This is a genomic window from Undibacterium sp. YM2, from assembly GCF_009937975.1.
GTDB lineage: Bacteria > Pseudomonadota > Gammaproteobacteria > Burkholderiales > Burkholderiaceae_D > Undibacterium.
In genome coordinates this window covers 318,651-335,810 of record NZ_AP018441.1, presented here as the reverse complement: position 1 = coordinate 335,810, position 17,160 = coordinate 318,651, and the positions used below count along the sequence as shown (strand labels likewise).

At 50.3% G+C, this 17,160-nt stretch carries 13 protein-coding genes, 4 tRNA genes and 1 riboswitch; of the genes, 3 read left to right on the top strand and 14 right to left on the bottom strand.

The window, feature by feature from the left end; all coding sequences use genetic code 11:
- Positions 1–69 precede the first annotated feature (69 nt).
- The 13 genes from rpoC to UNDYM_RS01520 form a co-directional block, all read right to left on the bottom strand.
- Complete coding sequence (rpoC, locus tag UNDYM_RS01580) at positions 70–4,299, bottom strand: DNA-directed RNA polymerase subunit beta' (protein WP_162039462.1); 4,230 nt, start codon at positions 4,297–4,299, stop codon at positions 70–72.
- A 228-nt stretch (positions 4,300–4,527) separates the two neighbouring features.
- Positions 4,528–8,634, bottom strand: coding sequence for a DNA-directed RNA polymerase subunit beta (rpoB, locus tag UNDYM_RS01575; RefSeq protein WP_162039461.1), 4,107 nt, complete (start codon positions 8,632–8,634; stop codon positions 4,528–4,530).
- Positions 8,635–8,856: 222 nt separating this feature from the next.
- Positions 8,857–9,225, bottom strand: coding sequence for a 50S ribosomal protein L7/L12 (rplL, locus tag UNDYM_RS01570; RefSeq protein ID WP_162039460.1), 369 nt, complete (start codon positions 9,223–9,225; stop codon positions 8,857–8,859).
- Positions 9,226–9,277: 52 nt separating this feature from the next.
- The gene (gene rplJ, locus UNDYM_RS01565) at positions 9,278–9,814 is read right to left on the bottom strand and encodes a 50S ribosomal protein L10 (RefSeq protein WP_162039459.1); all 537 of its coding nucleotides are present in this window, start codon (positions 9,812–9,814) and stop codon (positions 9,278–9,280) included.
- Positions 9,815–10,114: 300 nt separating this feature from the next.
- On the bottom strand, positions 10,115–10,807 hold the full coding sequence (gene rplA / locus UNDYM_RS01560) for a 50S ribosomal protein L1 (protein WP_162039458.1): 693 nt from the start codon (positions 10,805–10,807) through the stop codon (positions 10,115–10,117).
- Positions 10,807–11,238 (bottom strand): 50S ribosomal protein L11, encoded by a 432-nt coding sequence (gene rplK, locus UNDYM_RS01555; protein ID WP_110258378.1) that lies wholly within the window; start codon positions 11,236–11,238, stop codon positions 10,807–10,809. The genes rplA and rplK overlap by 1 nt, the downstream gene beginning before the upstream one ends.
- 168 nt (positions 11,239–11,406) lie before the next feature.
- On the bottom strand, positions 11,407–12,000 hold the full coding sequence (gene nusG, locus UNDYM_RS01550; RefSeq protein ID WP_162039457.1) for a transcription termination/antitermination protein NusG: 594 nt from the start codon (positions 11,998–12,000) through the stop codon (positions 11,407–11,409).
- Positions 12,000–12,383 carry a preprotein translocase subunit SecE gene (gene secE / locus UNDYM_RS01545; protein WP_162039456.1) on the bottom strand — a complete coding sequence of 128 codons (384 nt, stop codon included), beginning with the start codon at positions 12,381–12,383 and terminating at the stop codon, positions 12,000–12,002. The genes nusG and secE overlap by 1 nt, the downstream gene beginning before the upstream one ends.
- 36 nt (positions 12,384–12,419) lie before the next feature.
- Positions 12,420–12,495 (bottom strand) — tRNA-Trp (locus tag UNDYM_RS01540).
- Between the two features lie 69 nt (positions 12,496–12,564).
- Complete coding sequence (gene tuf, locus UNDYM_RS01535; RefSeq protein WP_162039455.1) at positions 12,565–13,755, bottom strand: elongation factor Tu; 1,191 nt, start codon at positions 13,753–13,755, stop codon at positions 12,565–12,567.
- Positions 13,756–13,833: 78 nt separating this feature from the next.
- Positions 13,834–13,908 (bottom strand) — tRNA-Thr (locus tag UNDYM_RS01530).
- 33 nt (positions 13,909–13,941) lie between these two features.
- Positions 13,942–14,015, bottom strand: a tRNA-Gly gene (locus UNDYM_RS01525).
- A gap of 47 nt (positions 14,016–14,062) precedes the next feature.
- A tRNA-Tyr gene (locus UNDYM_RS01520) sits at positions 14,063–14,148 on the bottom strand.
- Between the two features lie 277 nt (positions 14,149–14,425).
- On the opposite strand from UNDYM_RS01520, the gene UNDYM_RS01515 reads away from it, so the two are divergent.
- Complete coding sequence (locus tag UNDYM_RS01515) at positions 14,426–15,040, top strand: TetR/AcrR family transcriptional regulator (RefSeq protein WP_162039454.1); 615 nt, start codon at positions 14,426–14,428, stop codon at positions 15,038–15,040.
- Positions 15,041–15,077: 37 nt separating this feature from the next.
- Here UNDYM_RS01515 and UNDYM_RS01510 read toward each other — a convergent pair whose 3' ends face one another.
- On the bottom strand, positions 15,078–15,827 hold the full coding sequence (locus UNDYM_RS01510; RefSeq protein WP_162039453.1) for an MgtC/SapB family protein: 750 nt from the start codon (positions 15,825–15,827) through the stop codon (positions 15,078–15,080).
- Positions 15,828–15,954: 127 nt separating this feature from the next.
- A riboswitch (yybP-ykoY riboswitch) is annotated at positions 15,955–16,079 on the top strand.
- Positions 16,080–16,171: 92 nt separating this feature from the next.
- Between UNDYM_RS01510 and UNDYM_RS01505 the strand changes: the two genes are divergently transcribed.
- Positions 16,172–16,741 carry a TMEM165/GDT1 family protein gene (locus UNDYM_RS01505; protein WP_162039452.1) on the top strand — a complete coding sequence of 190 codons (570 nt, stop codon included), beginning with the start codon at positions 16,172–16,174 and terminating at the stop codon, positions 16,739–16,741.
- A 56-nt stretch (positions 16,742–16,797) separates the two neighbouring features.
- Positions 16,798–17,160, top strand: a complete 363-nt coding sequence (locus tag UNDYM_RS01500) for an arsenate reductase family protein (RefSeq protein ID WP_162039451.1) — start codon at positions 16,798–16,800, stop codon at positions 17,158–17,160.

Sequence of the window (17,160 nt, the reverse complement as noted above, 5' to 3'; positions counted from 1 at the left end):
AAAACGGCACCTTATAAAGGTGCCGTTTTCATTACATCAGCGCAGCTTGATGTCGTTTATGGGAATTAATTACGCTTCGCCATCAACCACATCAGTTGCTGTTACTTCTGGTATCGGCGCAAATGCTGCTTTTTCTGCTTCCAGCAAGGCTACGCGTTCATCTGCTTCCCAGGTTTCTTTCAACTTGCGGGCACGGTGGAATGCCAGACCTGTACCAGCAGGTATCAGGCGACCAACGATGACGTTTTCTTTCAAGCCACGCAGACCGTCTTTTTTGCCCATGATCGCAGCTTCGGTCAGAACACGTGTGGTTTCCTGGAAGGACGCCGCAGAGATGAAGGAATCGGTGGACAAGGATGCCTTGGTAATACCCAGCAAGATATTTTCATACGTTGCAGGAATACCGTTGGCAGCAATGACGCGATCGTTTTCATCGAGCAATTCAGAACGTTCTACCTGTTCACCGACGATGTAGTTGGCATCGCCTGGATTAACCACGACAACACGGCGCAACATCTGACGCACGATCACTTCAATGTGCTTGTCATTGATCTTAACGCCTTGCAAACGGTACACGTCCTGAACTTCATCAACGATGTAACGTGCCAGCGCTTCGATACCCAACAAACGCAGGATGTCTTGTGGATCGGCCGGGCCGTCAACAATCATCTCACCCTTGTTCACCACTTGGCCGTCATGCACCAGGACTTGTTTGTCCTTGGTGATCAGGAACTCGTGTTTCTCGCCATCCATGTCTGTGATTTCCAGACGTTGCTTACCTTTGGTTTCTTTACCAAACGCAACCGTACCTGTTACCTCTGCCAGCATACCGGCATCTTTAGGTGAACGGGCTTCGAACAACTCGGCAACGCGTGGCAGACCACCGGTAATATCACGGGTTTTTTGTGATTCTGTCGGGATACGCGCCAGAACTTCACCCACGTGTACTTGCTGACCGTCTTTGACGGTAATCAGCGCACCCACCTGGAAGCCGATCGTTACTGCGTGTTCTGTACCAGCGATCTTGACTTCTTCGCCTTGTTCATTCAACAGCTTGACTTGTGGACGCAGAGTTTTACCCGCTGCGCTACCACGGCGTTTCGCATCGATCGCCACCAGCGTGGACAGACCTGTCACTTCATCAACCTGTTTGGCAACAGTCACGCCTTCTTCGACGTTTTCGAATTTCACCGTACCGGTGTATTCGGTAATGATAGGACGGGTCAATGGATCCCACGTTGCCAATGCTGTACCAGCCTTGATGACCAGACCGTCTTTGACGATCAGGGTTGCACCGTAAGGTACTTTATGACGTTCACGTTCACGACCGTGGTCATCAGTGATCAGCACTTCGCCAGAACGGGAAATAACGATCTGGTCGCCTTTACCGTTAGTGACATAACGCATGGTCGCTGTGAAGCGGATCGTACCGTTGGACTTGGCTTCAACAGAAGAGGCAATCGCTGCACGGGATGCCGCACCACCAATGTGGAAGGTACGCATCGTCAACTGTGTACCTGGTTCACCGATGGACTGCGCAGCGATAACACCAACTGCTTCACCAGCATTGACCAGAGAACCACGACCCAGGTCACGGCCATAGCACATTGCGCACAGACCGTAACGTGTGTCACATGTCAGTGGTGTACGTACCTTGACTTCATCGATGCCCAGGGCTTCGATACGTTCTACCGATGTTTCATCCAGCAGAGTGCCAGCTTCGTACAGTGTTTCCTGTGTTTCAGGATTGACGATGTCGTTAGCGCAAACACGACCCAAAATCAGATCACGCAGAGGCACATTAACTTCACCGCCTTCAACGATGGCCTTCATGGACGAACCATTGGCTGTACCGCAGTCATCTTCAACCACGACCAGATCCTGGGTCACGTCAACCAGACGGCGTGTCAGGTAACCGGAGTTAGCTGTTTTCAATGCCGTATCGGCCAGACCTTTACGCGCACCGTGAGTGGAAATAAAGTACTGCAAAACGTTCAGACCTTCGCGGAAGTTCGCGGTGATCGGCGTTTCGATAATCGAGCCATCCGGTTTCGCCATCAGACCACGCATACCTGCCAACTGACGAATCTGGGCTGCAGAACCACGCGCACCGGAGTCGGCCATCATGTAAATGGCGTTGAAAGATTCTTGTGTACCGACAGAGCCGTCGCGGCGTGTGACTGGTTCAACTTTGAGTTGTTCCATCATGGCCTTGCCGACTTCATCACCAGTTTTGCCCCAGATATCGACCACTTTGTTGTAGCGCTCGCCCGCTGTCACCAGACCGGAAGCATATTGCTGTTCGATCTGTTTGACTTCGTGTTCTGCTGCTGCCAGCAAAGTCACTTTTTGCGGTGGAACCAGCATGTCATCGATACAGATGGAGATACCGGCGCGTGTCGCCAGGCGGAAACCCATTTGCATCAATTGATCAGCAAACACCACCGTTGCACGCAGACCGCACTTGCGGAATGAGGTATCGATGAGTTTGGAAATTTCTTTTTTCTTCAGCGCACGGTTCAGTACGGTGAATGGCAAACCTTTAGGCAGAATCTCGGACAAGATCGCACGGCCAACAGTCGTTTCATAACGCTTGATGGTTTTAACGAATTCGCCAGTTTCAGCGTTCTTAGGGTATTCAGTAATACGGACTGTGATGCGTGTGCTCAGCTCGACTTCCTTGTTGTCCCAGGCGCGGATCGCTTCTGAAACGTCAGGGAACATCATGCCTTCGCCCTTGCCGTTGATTTTTTCACGGGAAGCGTAGTACAGACCCAACACGATATCCTGGGAAGGAACGATAGACGGTTCACCATTGGATGGGAACAGAATATTGTTGGATGCCAGCATCAAAGTACGTGCTTCCATCTGTGCTTCGATAGACAGAGGAACGTGGACCGCCATTTGGTCACCGTCAAAGTCGGCATTGAAAGCCGCGCAGACGAGTGGATGCAACTGGATCGCTTTACCTTCAATCAGGACTGGCTCAAAGGCCTGGATACCCAGACGGTGCAGCGTAGGCGCACGGTTCAGCATGATAGGATGTTCGCGGATAACTTCTTCCAGGATATCCCATACGACTGGTTCTTGTATCTCTACCAGTTTTTTCGCTGCCTTGATGGTCGTTGCCAGACCCATCAATTCCAGTTTATTGAAAATGAAAGGTTTGAACAGTTCCAGCGCCATCAATTTTGGCAAGCCGCACTGATGCAATTTCAGTTGTGGACCAACCACGATAACGGAACGGCCAGAGTAATCGACGCGCTTACCCAGCAAGTTTTGACGGAAACGACCGCCCTTACCCTTGATCATTTCTGCCAGGGATTTCAGAGGACGCTTGTTGGCGCCTGTCATTGCCTTACCGCGACGGCCGTTATCGAGCAGGGAATCGACGGCTTCCTGCAACATACGCTTTTCATTGCGTGTGATGATTTCAGGAGCGCGCAATTCCATCAGACGCTTCAGACGGTTGTTACGGTTGATGACGCGGCGATACAGGTCATTCAGATCGGAAGTCGCGAAACGGCCACCATCCAGCGGGACCAATGGACGCAGTTCTGGCGGCAGGACCGGCAGCACTTCCATGATCATCCAGTCTGGCTTGATGCCTGAGCGCTGGAATGCTTCCAGTACTTTCAGACGTTTTGCGTATTTCTTGATCTTGGCTTCAGATTTGGATTCTTTCAACTCTGTGCGCAGGGTTTCTGCATCACGGTCGATGTCGATGGAGCGCAGCAATTCACGGATACCTTCAGCACCCATGAATGCAGTGAATTCATCACCGTACTCTTCATACTTGGCAGCGAAATCATCTTCAGACATGATCTGGCATTTTTTCAGCGGCGTCATGCCTGGATCGGTGACGACATATGCTTCAAAATACAGTACGCGTTCAATATCGCGCAAGGTCATGTCCAATACCATACCCAGACGGGATGGCAGGGATTTCAGGAACCAGATATGTGCAGTTGGGGAAGCCAGCTCGATATGGCCCATGCGTTCACGACGCACTTTGGCCAGGGTCACTTCAACGCCGCATTTTTCGCAGATCACGCCACGGTGTTTCAGGCGTTTGTACTTGCCGCACAGGCATTCGTAATCCTTGATAGGGCCAAAAATCTTGGCGCAGAACAAACCGTCGCGCTCAGGCTTGAAAGTACGATAGTTGATGGTTTCCGGCTTTTTAACTTCGCCGTAGGACCAGGAACGAATTTTTTCTGGAGACGCCAGACCAATCTTGATCGCGTCGAATTGTTCGTTGGGTTGGACTTGCTTGAATAGATCGAGCAGAGCTTTCATGTGTATCACTCCAGTGAAGCGCGCAAACGCTAGTTGGCTGAATGGTGCTGCAACAGAAGCTTCGCCGCTTTACCCTGTTCGCATGAGCGGGAGAGCCAGGTCTTTTCGACACAGGTTCCGCTGATACCGGGAACGACATTACTTCCAAACTGCTTGCCAGGTTTAACGGCCATCGCCCGAATGCTATCCGGGCGATGACTTTACTGCAATTACATAGAACTAAACTTCTTAGCTGCGTTCGAGATCGATATCGATACCCAGAGAGCGGATTTCTTTGACCAGAACGTTGAAGGACTCTGGCATGCCGGCGTCGATCACATGGTCACCCTTGACCAGGTTTTCATACACTTTGGTACGGCCATTCACGTCATCGGACTTGACGGTCAACATCTCTTGCAAGACATAAGACGCGCCGTAAGCTTCCAGTGCCCAGACTTCCATCTCACCGAAACGCTGACCACCGAACTGCGCTTTACCGCCCAGAGGTTGTTGCGTGACCAGAGAGTAAGGACCGGTCGAACGTGCATGCATCTTGTCATCAACCAGATGGTGCAATTTCAGTACGTGCATGTAGCCCAGTGTGACTTTACGCTCGAACGCTTCACCGGTACGGCCATCAAACAGGGTGACCTGGTTTTTCGATGGTGTCATACCCAGTTGTGCGGCGATATGGTCAGGGAAGGCCAGATCCAGCATGCGGCGGATTTCGCTTTCATGCGCACCGTCAAACACTGGTGTAGCAAATGGCACGCCATTTTTCAGGTTGTTCGTCAATTCCAGGATCTCGGCATCGGAGAAACTGTCGATGTCTTCCTTCTTGCCAGATTCGTTATAAATCTTCTTCAGGAATTCACGCAGTTCTTCAACCTTGGCCTTGGCTTTCAGCATTTCGCCTATGCGCAAGCCCAGGCCTTTAGCTGCCCAGCCCAGATGCACTTCCAGAACCTGACCAACGTTCATACGTGATGGAACACCCAATGGGTTCAACACGATGTCTGCCGGTGTACCGTCAGCCATGTAAGGCATGTCTTCGATAGGCACGATACGGGAAACCACACCCTTGTTACCGTGACGACCCGCCATCTTGTCACCAGGTTGCAGGCGACGTTTAACAGCCAGGTAAACCTTGACCATTTTTTGTACGCCTGGCGGCAATTCATCGCCTTGCGTCAGCTTGGTACGTTTTTCTTCAAAAGCCAGATCGAACTGATGACGTTTTTCAGCGATGGAATCTTTCATCGCGACCAATGCATTGGCTGCTTCATCAGATGCCAGGCGAATATCGAACCAGTGGTATTTATCCACGCTGGCCAGATATTCTCTGGTGATCTTAGTGCCTTTAGCCAGCTTGGCCGGGCCGCCGTCAGCGATCTTGCCATCCAGCATACGTTCCAGACGCTCAAATGCATCGCCTTCAACAATACGCAACTGATCGTTCAGATCGAGGCGATAACGCTTCAATTCATCATCGATAATCTGTTGTGCACGTTTGTCGCGTTGTATACCTTCGCGTGTGAACACTTGTACGTCGATAACTGTACCTACCATGCCGGAAGGCACGCGCAGGGATGTATCTTTAACGTCAGAAGCTTTTTCACCGAAAATGGCGCGCAGCAGTTTTTCTTCTGGTGTCAGTTGAGTTTCACCTTTTGGTGTCACTTTACCGACCAGGGTATCACCGGCTGTTACTTCAGCACCGATGTAGACGATACCGGACTCATCCAGACGTGCCAGTTGGTTTTCTGCCAGATTGGAAATATCACGTGTGATTTCTTCCGCACCCAGCTTGGTATCACGGGCAACCACCGACAACTCTTCGATATGGATCGAGGTATAGCGGTCATCAGCCACCACTTTTTCAGAGATCAGGATCGAATCTTCGAAGTTATAACCATTCCAAGGCATGAACGCGACCAGCATGTTCTGACCCAGGGCCAATTCGCCCAGATCTGTCGATGCGCCGTCGGCCAATACGTCACCTTTGGCGACCAGATCGCCAACTTTGACGATAGGACGTTGGTTGATATTGGTGTTCTGGTTGGAACGGGTGTACTTGATGAGGTTGTAGATATCCACACCGACTTCACCTGCCTGTGCTTCAGCATCATTCACACGAATAACGATACGGCCCGCATCGATGTAATCAACCTTACCGCCACGCAGTGCCTGTACGGTTGTACCGGAGTCAACTGCCACAGTACGTTCGATACCTGTACCAACGAATGCTTTTTCTGGACGCAAGCAAGGAACGGCTTGACGTTGCATGTTGGCACCCATCAACGCACGGTTCGCATCATCGTGTTCGAGGAACGGGATCAAGGATGCCGCAACAGAAACCACCTGACCAGTCGCCACGTCCATGTACTGGATACGCTCTGGGGATACCAGGATCGTTTCGCCAGCTTCACGGGCAGAGACCAGTTCATCGATCAGTTTGCCTTCGCCATCGATCGTCGCATTCGCCTGGGCGATGATGTAACGACCTTCTTCAATCGCAGACAGGTAATCGATCTGGGATGTGATTTTGCTGTCAACCACTTTACGGTATGGTGTTTCCAGGAAACCGTATTCGTTCAGACGAGCATACAGAGCCAGCGAGTTGATCAGACCAATGTTTGGTCCCTCAGGTGTCTCAATCGGGCAGACGCGGCCATAGTGGGTTGGATGAACGTCGCGGACTTCAAAGCCGGCGCGCTCACGTGTCAAACCACCAGGTCCGAGGGCGGAAATACGACGCTTGTGCGTGATTTCTGACAATGGGTTGGTCTGATCCATAAACTGGGACAATTGTGAAGAACCGAAGAACTCACGAATCGCAGCAGAGATAGGCTTGGAGTTGATCAGGTCATGCGGCATCAGGTTGTCGGCTTCAGCCTGACCCAGACGCTCTTTGACAGCACGTTCAACACGTACCAGACCAGCACGGAACTGGTTTTCAGCCAATTCACCAACGCAACGTACGCGACGGTTACCCAAGTGATCGATATCATCGACTTCGCCACGGCCATTGCGCAGCTCAACCAGAATCTTGATCACGGCCAGTACATCTTCGTTCGACAAAGTCATGGCACCTGTCAGTTCATCACGGCCGATACGGCGGTTGAACTTCATGCGGCCGACTGCGGACAGATCGTAACGGTCTTCGCTATAGAACAAGCCATTGAACAGGGCTTCAACAGAATCTTCTGTTGGTGGTTCGCCAGGACGCATCATGCGGTAGATGGCAACGCGGGCAGCCATCTGGTCAGCTGTATCATCAGCACGCAGAGTCTGGGAAATGTAAGCACCCTGATCCAGGTCATTGGTGTACAAAGTCTGGATATCAGTGACTTTGGCGTCGCGCAAACGACCCAGCAATTCTTCTGTCAGCTCATCATTGGCATTGGCAATGACTTCACCAGTGTCTGCATCAACGATGTTCTTGGCCAGGACGCGACCCAGCAGGTAGTCTTCAGGCACGGAAATGTGCTTGATGCCACCGGCTTCGATTTCACGTACATGCTTGGCATTGATACGCTTGTCCTTGGCTACGATGACTTTGCCGGATTTGTCGCTGATGTCAAAACGGGCAACTTCACCACGCAGACGTTCTGCAACGAATTCCATTTCTGCGCCATCACTGTGCAGGTTGAAATTATCGAAGACAAAGAAGTTAGCCAGGATCTGTTCATTGCTCATGCCTATGGCGCGCAGCAGGATAGTGACTGGCATCTTGCGACGACGGTCAATACGGAAGAACAGGATATCTTTAGGATCGAATTCGAAATCCAGCCATGAACCACGGTAAGGAATGATCCTTGCCGAGAACAGCAATTTACCGGAAGAATGTGTCTTGCCGCGGTCATGTTCAAAGAACACGCCAGGGGAACGGTGCAACTGGGACACGATAACGCGCTCAGTACCGTTGATGACAAAAGAACCAGTGGTTGTCATCAAAGGCAATTCGCCCATGTAGACTTCCTGTTCTTTCATTTCTTTGACAACCGGCTTGGTTGGTGATTCCTTGTCCAGAATGACCAGGCGGACTTTTGCACGCAAAGGCGAAGCATAAGTCAGGCCACGCAATTGACATTCCTTGACGTCGAACGCAGGATCGCCTAAAACGTAGGACAGGAATTCAAGACGTGCGAAGCCATTGTGCGAAACAATAGGGAAAATCGAGGTGAAGGCAGACTGCAAGCCCTCGTTTTTACGAGTTGGCGGTGTTCTGTCTTCTTGTAAGAAGCTCTGGTACGACTCGATTTGAGTCGCCAGCAAGAACGGAACGTTGTGGACGTTGGCGCGCTTCGCAAAAGATTTACGAATACGCTTCTTCTCAGTAAATGAGTAGTGCATGGACACTCCGTGAGTGGCAAGGAAGGATAGAGAATTCAGGATTTTTGTCACAAAAATAAAACATAGCAACTCTGCGACAAAAAAACCTCAAGTCTCAACCCTCGGTCTTAATAAACAGCTAAACAACCCTGAACGACAAAGAAGCCAAAGAGGAACCCTCTCTTCCAAGAGGATTCCTGTCTTTGACTTGGGCAAATCCGGAGATTTGCCATAATACCTGAATTACTTGAGGTCTGCTTTCGCGCCTGCTTCTTCCAGTTTTTTCTTAGCTGCTTCAGCATCAGCTTTAGCTACGCCTTCTTTAACTGCTTTTGGTGCGCCATCAACCAGGTCTTTAGCTTCTTTCAAGCCCAGACCAGTGATTTCGCGAACTGCTTTAATGACGCCAACTTTGTTTGCGCCAACTTCAGACAGAATTACGTTGAATTCTGTTTGTTCTTCAACTGCTGCTGCTGGACCTGCTGCTGCTGGGCCTGCTACTGCGGCTGCGGAAACACCAAATTTTTCTTCGAAAGCTTTTACCAGGTCGTTCAGGTCCATTACGGACATCGCGCCTACGGCTTCCAGGATATCGTCTTTGCTAATTGCCATTTGAAACTCCAATTAATTAATTACATTGATACGGTATTTGACGGAAACAATCTTATTCTGCTACGGCTTCAGCGGCTTCAGCCACTGGTGCTGCAGGAGAACCGGATTCTTTCTGTGCTGCGACGGCTGCCAGAGCACGTGCGAAAGCAGATACAGGAGCCTGCATCATGCCAACCACTTGCGCCAACAATACTTCACGGCTAGGAATGCTTGCCAATGCGACAACGCCAGCTTTATCCAGCGATTTGCCTGCATAGTTACCCGCTTTAACAACCAGTTTGTCATTGCTTTTTGCAAAGTCTTGAACGACTTTAGCAGCAGCAACAGCATCTTCCGAGATTGCATAAATCAACGGACCAGTCATTTCAGAAGCGAGACTTGCAAATGCAGTTCCCTCAACAGCGCGACGTGCCAATGTGTTTTTCAACACACGCATGTATACGCCTTGAGCGCGTGCGCTAGCACGCAATTGCGTCAAATGACCGACCTGGATGCCACGATATTCGGCCACGACGATAGTCTGTGCAGTTGCTACTTTTGCAGAGACTTCAGCGACGACGGCTTTTTTGTCATTCAGATTGAGACTCACGGTCAACCTCCATTAATGATATTCAGTCCATACACCGGAATGATGTACTTCCCTCATATCGTTTCGAACACGGCGTCCGAAGTTAGGAGTTTCACTGGGGGACCAGTAATCACTACAAAACTTGTTCGGGTACACCATCTGCGTTGGGACCTGTTGATTGCTCTTCAGATATTAACCTCATGTCTGGCAAACTACGCTTACACACTTGGCCCAACGGTCTTTGACACTCTGGATGTTTGTTCAAAACATCCAGCCCAAAGATGCGCCCTGCATCAAAGGATGCAGGGACTTAATTCTTGCTTAGCCCAGATTGGCGTGATCTACGCGCACACCTGCACCCATAGTGGATGAGATGGATACTTTACGCAGATAAACACCTTTGCTGGATGCTGGTTTTGCTTTGTTCAAAGCATCGATCAGTGCAACCAGGTTGGACTTCAGGTCACCATCAGCAAAAGACTTACGGCCGATTGTTGTGTGGATGATACCTGCTTTGTCTGTACGGTATTGAACTTGACCAGCTTTTGCATTTTTAACTGCAGTAGCTACGTCAGGAGTCACTGTACCAACTTTAGGATTAGGCATCAGGCCACGTGGACCCAGAACTTGACCCAGGGTACCAACGATACGCATAGTGTCTGGAGAAGCGATAACAACGTCAAATGGCATGTCGCCAGCTTTAACGCGTTCAGCCAAGTCTTCCATACCTACGATATCAGCACCGGCAGCTTTCGCTTCTTCTGCTTTTGCACCTTGTGCAAATACAGCTACGCGTACTGTCTTGCCTGTACCAGCTGGCAATACCACTGCGCCACGAACAACCTGGTCAGATTTCTTAGGATCAACGCCCAGTTGTACGGATACGTCGATGGATTCGTTGAATTTTGCTGTTGCGCATTCTTTGATCAAAGCGATAGCATTGTCAAATGGATACACTTTCAGACGGTCAACTTTCGTTGCCAGCAATTTTGCTTTTTTAGTTAACTTAGCCATTACAGACCCTCCACCGTGATGCCCATGGAACGAGCAGAACCAGCGATAGTACGCACTGCTGCGTCCATATCAGCTGCTGTCAAATCAGCGCGTTTAACTGTCGCGATTTCTTCAGCTTGCTGGCGAGTAATTTTGCCAACTTTGTCTGTATGCGGTTTGGAAGAGCCTTTAGTGATGCCAGCTGCTTTTTTGATCATGTAAGTTGCTGGAGGAGTCTTCATCACGAATGTGAAAGACTTGTCAGCAAATGCAGTGATCACGACAGGGATAGGCATGCCTGGTTCCATACCTTGGGTCTGCGCATTGAACGCTTTGCAGAATTCCATGATATTCAGACCACGTTGACCCAGAGCTGGACCGATAGGTGGGGATGGGTTTGCTTTACCAGCTGGCACTTGCAGCTTGATAAAACCAATAATTTTCTTTGCCATGTTTGGCTCCTTCAAAAAATGAGTAGTAGCGCCTGCCGGTATCTTTTCACACCAGCAGGCTCCTCCGCCTGCCGAGAATTGTCTGTATTACGCTTGTAGTACTACAGCCAACGCTCTAACCAGTTTCAACAAATTGCTTTGTTACGTACTGGTCAAACGTAAATCCTGTTAAACCTTTTCGACCTGGGAGAATTCCAGCTCTACTGGTGTAGCGCGACCGAAAATAGTCACTGTCACGCGTACCTTGGACTTTTCATAATTGACTTCTTCAACATTGCCGTTAAAGTCAGTGAAAGGACCATCCTTGATGCGGACTATCTCGCCCACTTCGTACAAGACCTTAGGTCTTGGTTTTTCTACGCCATCCTGCATTTGCTGCAAGATCTTGTCGACTTCGTGTTGCGGTATTGGAGACGGCTTGTTTGATTTTCCGCCGATAAAACCGGTTACCTTGCTGGTGTTTTTCACCAGATGCCAGGTATCGTCAGTCATTTCCATCTCTACGAATACATAGCTGGGGAACAAGCGACGCTCAGTGACGACTTTCTTGCCATTCTTTGGCTCTATCACTTCTTCGGTCGGAACCAGAATCTGACCGAATTTATCTTGCATCTCTGCGCGCTCTATACGCTCCACCAATGCACGTTGCACGCTCTTTTCCATACCGGAATAAGCATGCACGGCGTACCATCTTTTAGCACTTTTAGGTACAGACACCGTTGGTGCTGTACCTTCTTCGTTTTCCTGAATGTTCTCACTCATTATTTTTTCCATCCGAGGATTACGTCATACAACACAAATCCGATCAACTGATCGGTACCCCACAGGAAAATCGCCATCACCAGAACAAAGCCGAATACGACGGCAGTGATCTGCCCCGCTTCTTTACGGGTAGGCCAAACAACTTTTTTAGTTTCGCGCACAGCTTCTTTTGCAAAGCTGACAAAATCACGACCCATTTCAGAAGTTGCGATAAATCCAACAGCAACCAACAAACCCACGACCAAAGCGATGGCACGTATCCACGTTGCCTGTCCAGCGAGAATATAAAAAGCAGCAACACCGGCAACTGCAGCCACTACCGCCAGAATGACTTTGTACTTGTCATTGGATGTACTAACTGTTTGAACGGGATGATTAGACATACTTTATTTACTTTCGGTGGCCTGCGGCCTTGATGGTGGCAGGGGCGGAGGGAATCGAACCCGCGACCTTCGGTTTTGGAGACCGACGCTCTGCCAATTGAGCTACACCCCTACATCTTGACATTTGCTACAAGCATTGCCTGAACGAATCAGGCAATGCTTGTATTTTACTACTTATTTATTACTCGATGATTTTAGCAACAACGCCAGCACCGACTGTACGGCCACCTTCACGGATAGCGAAGCGCAAGCCTTCTTCCATCGCGATCGGGTTAATCAATTTAACAGTGATAGAGACGTTATCACCTGGCATGACCATTTCTTTATCTTTCGGCAACTCGATCGAACCAGTTACGTCCGTTGTACGGAAGTAGAACTGTGGACGGTAGTTGTTGAAGAATGGTGTATGACGGCCACCTTCATCTTTGGACAGAACATAGATCTCGCCTGTGAAGTGCGCATGTGGCTTGATCGAACCTGGCTTGGACAATACTTGACCACGTTGGATATCTTCACGCTTGGTACCACGCAGCAATACGCCGACGTTGTCGCCTGCTTGACCTTGGTCGAGCAGTTTGCGGAACATTTCAACGCCAGTACATGTAGTCTTGACTGTGTCTTTGATACCAACGATTTCGATCTCTTCGCCGACTTTGATGATGCCGCGCTCGATACGACCGGTAACAACTGTACCGCGACCGGAGATGGAGAATACGTCTTCTACTGGCAACAGGAAGGCGCCGTCAACTGCGCGTTCTGGCGTTGGGATGTAGGAGTCGAGTGCATCAGCCAGCTTCATGATGGCTTCTTCGCCCAGAGGACCTTTGTCGCCTTCGAGGGCCAGTTTAGCGGAACCTTGAATGATAGGCAGGTCGTCGCCTGGGAATTCGTATTTGGAGAGCAATTCGCGCACTTCCATTTCAACCAGTTCCAGCAACTCTGCGTCATCCACCATGTCGCATTTGTTCAGGAACACGATGATGTATGGAACGCCAACTTGACGTGCCAACAGGATGTGTTCGCGAGTTTGTGGCATAGGACCGTCTGCTGCGGAGCAAACCAGGATCGCGCCGTCCATCTGAGCCGCGCCAGTGATCATGTTTTTAACATAGTCAGCATGGCCTGGGCAGTCAACGTGGGCGTAGTGACGGCCAGCTGTTTCGTACTCAACGTGGGCTGTATTGATTGTAATACCGCGCGCTTTTTCTTCTGGGGCTGCGTCGATCTGGTCGTATGCTTTAGCTTCGCCGCCGAATTTTTTCGACAGGACTGTTGCAATCGCTGCTGTCAGTGTGGTTTTGCCGTGATCTACGTGGCCAATTGTACCAACGTTGACGTGCGGCTTGGTGCGCTCGAACTTACCTTTTGCCATTTTGGACTCCTAACGATTTTGATGAGAATGCTCAGGCACGCGCCCGACAAATCAGACTTGAAAACACCAGACTAAACATGGTGCCCTTGACGTGGATTGAACACGTGGCCTCTCCCTTACCAAGGGAGTGCTCTACCACTGAGCTACAAGGGCAGCTTGCTGCGCAAAACCCCGCGCAAGTAAAACTGGAGCGGGTGAAGGGAATCGAACCCTCGTCATAAGCTTGGAAGGCTTCAGCTCTACCATTGAGCTACACCCGCAAAGGCCACCACTTCAGCCGCTATATTTCTTAATTCAATTCTTTACCTGGTGGAGAGGGCTGGATTCGAACCAGCGTACTCGTAAGAGGGCAGATTTACAGTCTGCTGCCATTAACCACTCGGCCACCTCTCCGCAGGGAACCCCGAATTATGGAGATACTCGCCCCAACTGTCAACACCCTTTTGAGAATTTCTTGCTCAAACAAAAGCATGAAGAGTTAAAAATCTCGACAAACCCTTGATTTTATTGATTATTATTAAAACGATATGTGCCGTACTTTCAGTGCCAAAAACTGTCCCCAGATGAGACAGCCTGAATTTTCCGCCATGCCTTTGTTGCAACTTACCTACAATCGCCATTGCTGGCTGGCTCAAGGTATGATGTTGGCATCCCATCAAACACTTCAGCCATGGCCCGCACCCTCGCATCCGATTATCAATTGCAACGCGACGACATCCTGGAAAAAGCGGCGACTGCCTTTGCCAACCATAGTTACCCCGGCACTTCCATGAGTGTACTGGCGCAAACCTGCGGCACCTCAAAAGCCAGGCTCTACCATTATTACCCCAGCAAGGAAGCCATCCTGTTCGACCTGCTGAATCGCTATACCCAGGTATTGATCAAGCTGGCAGAAAGTCATCATGACTTGCCGGCGCTGATTGCAGCCTTCCTGGCGGAATATGAACATTCCCAGACCCGCCATATAGCCTTGCTCAATGATGTGAAATTCCTGGAAGAGCCGCAGCGCAAGCTGATACTTGATGCGCAAAGAAAAATCGTCGATTTGTTTGCCGGTGCGATACAACGCAGCTTTCCAGACCGCACTACAGCACAAAACCGCAGCGCCATCACCATGCTCCTGTTTGGCATGATCAACTGGACTTTTACCTGGCTAAAGCCACACCAGGATGCCGACAAAATCTCGTATGCCGACTTTGCCGTACTGGTGACGCAGATTTTCATGCAGGGTATGCTGGGCGTACCTGTCGCTACGCAGGCACAACCAAGCATTCAGGTTGTTTAATCAGCATCTGCCCTGAAGTTCCAAGGTTCCGGAAAAATTAGTTCCTGGCGTGAGCAATCTGGTAAAACTCCAGTCCCTCAAACGCCCCCAGTTCCAGTGACAGCTCACTGATGCGCGTTGCCAGTTTGCGGCTCAGGCCGACTGCAACGAAACGCCATTCAGAGCGACCTTCCTTGCAACTGATGTTCAGGGTCCCCGTTGCAATTTCGTAGCCTCGTGCAAGGGCCATTTTGCGCAAGGCATCTTCACGCGGAATAAAGCCCTGGCGGAATTGCATGGTGATCGCCACCGCTGGCCGGGAAGGCAGCCAGGCTTCAATCCTGGATACCCAGATCATGCAGGCCGCCGACAAAAAAGCCAGCAGGATTGCCGCCGCATAAAAGCCAACACCAACCATCACGCCTATGGCTGACGACGCCCACAAAGATGCCGCCGTCGTCAGGCCGCTGATGGTAAATCCTTCGCGCATGATGACCCCGGCACCGAGAAAACCTATGCCGGTGACTATGCCTTGTATGGTGCGAGAAGGGTCGAGATTGACGGGATAAACGGCACGCGCACCGTACCAGAAATCCGGGTAACCGGAAATCACGACCAGGGCAGCCGACGCCATACACACCAGGCCATAAGTCCGCATGCCAGCGGCACGTCCATGATAAGAACGTTCATAGCCAACCACGAAACCCAGCAGCATGGCACCAGCCAGATTCATGAAGATAATCGCATTCGCGTGCAATTCAGTGGCAGACCAGAAGCTCATGAAATAACTTGAGAAAGATTGAGTCATAAGGCTGCCTTAAACTGGCTAAATTATATGTCTTGATAGTGTAGCAATCAGCCCTGCTATCAACCAGTAAAACATCGTCAAATAAATCCACTGCTCATCAACTGCACAGTTTGCGCTATAATCCTGTTTCTCTTTCATTGGGGAGTAGCCTGCTCCGGTTAAATCCGGGGAAAACGCATCAACATACTTGGCCATCCGGTCATGGTGCGTTTGATACAGCCAGTAGCATGACATAAGTGCACTGATTGTATTGGGCAAGACCTTTGATAGTTATGTTTCCGCTGACCAGGGATGGGGCGGGACATGGCTGTCATTGGACAAATTGCCCCATCCCGCCTATTCTCATGGAAGCTTTCCTCGTCTCTGCACTCGCTGTCACCGTTGGTGAAATTGGTGACAAAACACAATTGCTCGCACTGCTATTGGCTGCCCGCTATAAAAAGCCCGGCCCTATCGTGCTGGGCATACTGGTCGCAACGCTGGCCAACCACACCCTTGCTGGTTTGATAGGGCAACTGGTCGCCACGCATATCGATGCCACGGTCATGCGCTACCTGCTGGGCCTGTCTTTTTTAGCCATTGCTGCCTGGACGCTGAAACCGGATGAGATGGATGATGGCGGTATCAATGAAAGCCGGTACGGCGTTTTCATGCTGACCTGCGTGACTTTTTTCATCGCTGAAATTGGCGATAAAACCCAGTTGGCGACCGTGGCGCTGGCCGCAAAATATTCTGACCTGACCATGGTCATCGCTGGCACCACCCTGGGCATGTTGATTGCTGACGTACCAGCAGTATTTCTGGGCAAGATTGCTGCACCGAATTTCCCTTTCAAATACGTGCGCTGGTGTGCTGCGGCAGTTTTTGCCATACTGGGCCTGCTGGTTTTACTGGGTATGGAATTCAAGTTTTGAATGAAAATGTAAATAGCCGTGTTGACACGGCAAGACCATAGAATGATGATAGATACATGATTACGATTTACCACAACCCACGTTGCTCAAAATCGCGCGAAACCCTGGCACTGGTACAGTCGTATGCGGACGACACGCAAATACCCTTGCAAGTCATTGATTACCAGAAAACGCCTTTGAATTTTGGTGAATTGCAAAGTCTGCTTACAGCTCTGGGCACCGACGATGTGCAAGTTATGCTACGCAATAGCGAGCCTGAATATGTCAACCTGAACCTGGCAACTGTAGATGTGGCAACAGCCTTGTCAGCCATCGCTGCCCACCCGCACCTGCTGCAAAGACCAATAGTGACTTACCAGAACAAAGCGGCCATAGGACGTCCGCCGGAACACGTCCTCTCCCTGTTCAAGAAAGCCTGA

Bases quoted from the DNA above. Each gene is read 5' to 3' on its own strand.
- UNDYM_RS01505 (WP_162039452.1), top strand. From the start codon at position 16,172: ATGGAAGCTTTCCTCGTCTCTGCACTCGCTGTCACCGTTGGTGAAATT.
- nusG (WP_162039457.1), bottom strand. From the start codon at position 12,000: ATGAGTGAGAACATTCAGGAAAACGAAGAAGGTACAGCACCAACGGTG.
- rplL (WP_162039460.1), bottom strand. From the start codon at position 9,225: ATGGCAATTAGCAAAGACGATATCCTGGAAGCCGTAGGCGCGATGTCC.
- UNDYM_RS01500 (WP_162039451.1), top strand. From the start codon at position 16,798: ATGATTACGATTTACCACAACCCACGTTGCTCAAAATCGCGCGAAACC.
- rpoB (WP_162039461.1), bottom strand. From the start codon at position 8,634: ATGCACTACTCATTTACTGAGAAGAAGCGTATTCGTAAATCTTTTGCG.
- UNDYM_RS01515 (WP_162039454.1), top strand. From the start codon at position 14,426: ATGGCCCGCACCCTCGCATCCGATTATCAATTGCAACGCGACGACATC.
- tuf (WP_162039455.1), bottom strand. From the start codon at position 13,755: ATGGCAAAAGGTAAGTTCGAGCGCACCAAGCCGCACGTCAACGTTGGT.
- rplA (WP_162039458.1), bottom strand. From the start codon at position 10,807: ATGGCTAAGTTAACTAAAAAAGCAAAATTGCTGGCAACGAAAGTTGAC.
- rplK (WP_110258378.1), bottom strand. From the start codon at position 11,238: ATGGCAAAGAAAATTATTGGTTTTATCAAGCTGCAAGTGCCAGCTGGT.
- secE (WP_162039456.1), bottom strand. From the start codon at position 12,383: ATGTCTAATCATCCCGTTCAAACAGTTAGTACATCCAATGACAAGTAC.
- rpoC (WP_162039462.1), bottom strand. From the start codon at position 4,299: ATGAAAGCTCTGCTCGATCTATTCAAGCAAGTCCAACCCAACGAACAA.
- UNDYM_RS01510 (WP_162039453.1), bottom strand. From the start codon at position 15,827: ATGACTCAATCTTTCTCAAGTTATTTCATGAGCTTCTGGTCTGCCACT.